The 371-nt window shown below is 50.1% G+C and carries 1 protein-coding gene; it reads left to right on the top strand.

Going from position 1 to position 371, the window contains the following annotated elements:
- Positions 1-43 precede the first annotated feature (43 nt).
- Positions 44-371: hydroxymethylglutaryl-CoA lyase-like TIM-barrel protein (locus D4A39_RS19440; RefSeq protein WP_497707277.1), on the top strand; the 328-nt coding region annotated here is incomplete at its 3' end.

Below are 371 nucleotides of genomic sequence, written 5' to 3'. Positions count from 1 at the left end.
TATCAAGCAGACTATCGACTATGCTTTGAGCAAGGGATTCACCGTGAATCTCTACTTGGAGGACTGGTCGAGCGGTATGCGTGACAGTCGTGACTATCTCTTCATGATGATGGATGAGTTGGTAAAACTGCCTATCAAGCGCTTCCTTCTTCCTGATACGTTGGGTATTCTGAACCCATTGCAGTGTGTGGAGTATATGCGTCAGATGGTGCGCCGTTATCCGAATTCTCACTTCGATTTCCATGCCCATAACGACTACGATCTGGCTGTGAGCAACTCGCTGGCTGCCGTATTGAGCGGCGCCAAGGGTCTTCACGTTACCGTGAATGGTCTGGGTGAGCGTTGTGGCAATGCACCATTGGCAAGTGTTC

Origin of the sequence: Alcanivorax profundi, from assembly GCF_003597125.1 — a bacterium.
GTDB lineage: Bacteria > Pseudomonadota > Gammaproteobacteria > Pseudomonadales > Alcanivoracaceae > Alcanivorax > Alcanivorax profundi.
The sequence above is the reverse complement of the archived record's forward strand: the minus strand, read 5'-3'. Positions and strand labels throughout refer to the sequence as shown.